This is a genomic window from Corallococcus terminator, from assembly GCF_003611635.1.
In the GTDB taxonomy this organism is placed as follows: domain Bacteria; phylum Myxococcota; class Myxococcia; order Myxococcales; family Myxococcaceae; genus Corallococcus; species Corallococcus terminator.
On sequence record NZ_RAVZ01000549.1, the window covers coordinates 1 to 3,528 of the forward strand.

2 protein-coding genes are annotated in these 3,528 nt (G+C 69.9%); both read left to right on the plus strand.

Annotated elements, in window-relative coordinates; all coding sequences use genetic code 11:
* On the plus strand, positions 1-1,319 hold a 1,319-nt coding region (locus D7V88_RS39830), incomplete at its 5' end, for an NHL repeat-containing protein (RefSeq protein WP_158625263.1).
* 55 nt (positions 1,320-1,374) lie between these two features.
* A complete protein-coding gene (locus tag D7V88_RS39835; RefSeq protein ID WP_120545730.1) occupies positions 1,375-3,501 on the plus strand; it encodes a hypothetical protein in 2,127 nt (708 codons plus the stop codon).
* Positions 3,502-3,528 lie beyond the last annotated feature (27 nt).

Below are 3,528 nucleotides of genomic sequence, written 5' to 3' on the forward strand. Positions count from 1 at the left end.
CCGTGGGGGTGCTGGGGACGGTGGGCTGCACGGGCGAGGAAGACCCGCAGGAGCCCGCGGGCACGTGCCAGGCGGCCTGGCAGCATGACTACCAGGGCGGGACCTCCAGCGCGGACGAGGCGCTCTCCGTCTGGGCCGGCAGCTCCGGCGCCGTGTACGTCGCGGGCTATGAACGGGGCAACCTGGGACAGACCAACATCGAACCCTCGGGTGACTCGCGGGCGGTGGTGCTGCGCTTCCTGCCCAACGGGACCCTGGACCGCACGGAGGTCACCGACACGGGCGGGACGGACGTCGCCGAGCACATCGTCGGCAGCGAGACCCAGGAGCTGCTGACGGTGGTGGGCCGCACCACGGGCGCGCTGGAGAACGCCACCAACCGGGGGCAGTTCGACCTCTTCGTGACGCAGTTGGATGGCAAGGGCAACAAGCAGCGGACCGTGCAGCAGGGCGACGCGCGCCCGCAGCACCCGATGAAGGTCGCCGTCCATCCCAACGGCAGCGTGTTCGTCGCCGGGTTCGACGACATGTTCGTCCAGGGTCGCGTGGTGCTGGATTCGGAGAATGGCTTCGTCACCCGCATCAACCGGGAAGGCAACGGCTTCGCTTCAGGCGCGGCCTGGAAGTTCGCTTCCACGGTGGAGTCCAACCCGGACCGGCTGACGGGCTTCGTCGCCAGCCCCAGCGCGGATGCCCTGTACTCCTCCGGCTTCAAGTTCTTCGCCGACAGCGAGGGCCCCGGCGGCGCCTACGTCCGGCGCATCGATCCGGCGAACGGCAACCTCCTCTGGACCAGCGTCATCGCGCCCGTGGCCACCGAAGCGGACGAGCTGCTGCTGACGCCCGACAACCATCTGTTCCTCGCGGGGTCCAGCCAGATGCCCCTGGAGCCCGGCGTCCCCGTCGTGGGGGAGGTGGATGTCTTCCTCGCCCTGCTCAATCCCAGCGACGGACAGGTCCAGTGGATCCGGACGGTGGGAACGCAGGGCAGCGAGCTGGCCACCGCGCTGGCGCGCGCGCCCAATGGCGACATCTACGTCGCGGGCTCCACCCTGGGCAGCTTCCCGGGCTTCACCCACCAGGGCGGCAAGGACCTGTTCGTGCTGCGCTTCAGCGCGGACGGGCGGCTGCGGGGAACGTGGCAGCGCGGCACCGCCGGGAATGATCAGGCGACGGCCCTGTGGGTGGACCCGTGCGGCAGGGTGTTCCTCGCGGGCTACACCGAGGGCGCGCTCGTCCCCGGCAGCCAGAACCAGGGCAGCCGCGACATGTTCCTGCTCAAGGTGGACGTCCCCCAGCCCCAGTCCCCTCCGCTCTAAGCGCCCCTTCGCGCTGGCGCCTCCGACTCCGTTCGTCCGACAAAGGAAGTCCTGAATGTTCAAGCACTGGTCGCGCGCGCTGCTCGCCGCGGGAACCCTCATGGGGACGGGCTGTCAGCCGCCCGGAACGGTGGACGCGGAGTCCGCCGCCCCCGCGCCCTTCTCCGAACGGGGAGGCATTGGCATCCTCTCCCATGAGCAGGAGTTGACGACCCTGTCGCCCCAGACGGTCGATGGGCGCAAGTCCGTGGCGGTGACGGAGGCCTCCATCCTCGCCCCCTTCACCCTCACCAACGTGCTCCAGCAGTTGGTCGCCCAGAACGGAGGCTCCGGGCTCAACGCCACCCAGCTCTTCCGTCAGCTCTGGGACACGCAGAACCCCTCCCCCGGACAGCCGGACCTGCAGCCGGGAGCGCACTGCAACGACAATGGGGGCTCGCTCAACGGCTTCCCGTATGGCTGCCGCACCCAGGAGGGCGCCCAGGCGGCGGCCAACAGCCCCACGAGCATCAACTCCTACTCCGCCATCGGGTTGTACAACCGGTTCGACCTGGCGCCCGCCTCCGGGGCCCACTGCGGTGAGTACCGGGTCGTCTTCGGCAAGACGTCCGGGGGCGCGGGCCGGGCGTTCCTCATCCTGGAGGCCTCGCTGCCCAACCCCCGTCCGGACCTGGGGCTCGACGGCTGCCGGCCCGTGCAGTCCTTCTGGCGCGACCTGAGCGCGAAGAACGTCGCGGACCGGGGCACCGCCCTGCGCGACTTCTACTTCACGGGCCTGCCCGGCTTCTCGCCGGTGTTTCACATCAACAACTACGGCCTCAACCCGGACGGCACCGGCCAGGTGCGCATCAACGTGTTCATCGAACCGCTGTGGGTGCTGAAGGAGTTCAAGCTCCAGCGGCAGTGCCCGGGCGGGGTGTGCACGCTCAAGTTCGCCCCGGTGACGGTGAAGACCAACCCGTTCGGGGAGCTGTTCAACCCGGCCTCCACGCACCCGCTGGCCGCCAGCTTCCGCACGCACTTCGTCAACCAGGTGCCCGCGCTGGCCGCTGACAACCTCAACACCTTCAACTACGCGGTGCCGGATCAATTCAACGCCGTCCAGGGCGACTCCAGCACCTTCAACGCCGTGGACGAGTACAGCCTGCGCTTCGGTTCGGGGCCCAGCGCCTTCCGCAACGACATCCAGGCGCGGCTGGATTTGATTGGCAGCGACCTGACGCCCACGCAGATCGTCGCCCGCGCGCAGGCGCTCTCGTGCAGCGGCTGTCATCAGCGCAGCGACAGCGTGGACGTGGGCACCCTGCCGGATGGCAGCACGATGCGCTTCCCCAGCGCCGCGGGCTTCATCCACAACCTGGAGTTCACCGAACCCGGGCCGGACGGCAACCGCTTCTTCCTCTCCAGCGCGCTCACCCAGACCTTCATCCCGTTCCGCAAGCAGGTGATGGAGGGCTTCCTCAACGCGGAGCATCCGCTCACGCCGCCCTCGCGCTTCAACCTGTCCGGCACGGCGTCGGACGGCCGCTTCGCCTACTGGGTGGAGCGCCGCACGGGCGGCGTGGTGATGCGCGCGTCGCTCGACAGCGGCGGCGAGCAACTGATGGCCTTCAACCGCAATGAGCCGCTGGCCATCGCGACCGACGGCACCCACCTGTATTGGACGGAGGCCGCGGGCTCCATCCTCAAGCTCCCCGTGGCCACGCCGCTCGCCACCCCGACCGTGCTGGCCACCGGCCTCACCGGCCTGGGCGGCATCGCCACCGACGGGACGACCCTGTTCTGGACGGAAGGCGGCGCGGTCCGGAAGATGTCCAACCAGGGCGGCACCCGCTCCGACGTCGTCACCGCGCGCTCCAACGTCACGGGCCGCCTCACGGTGGATGGCACCCACGTCTACTGGCAGGAGGGGGATGCCATCCGCAAGGTGGCCAAGGGCGGAGGCACCGTCTCCACGCTGCTCACGCGGGCTTCCATCACGGGCCTGGCCAGTGACGGCGCCCAGGTGTGGCTGGCGGAAGATGGGATGCCGGGACGCATCCTCCGGGTGCCCGTGGGCGGGGGCGCCGCCGTGCAGGCCTTCACCCCGACGTTCAACCTCACCAGCGTGGCGGTGGGCGGGGACCACGTCGTGTGGACGGAGAACCGCGGCCCCGGAACCGTGATGGCGAAGACGAAGTAGCGGCCCCCCAGCCCCACGGAGCCACCC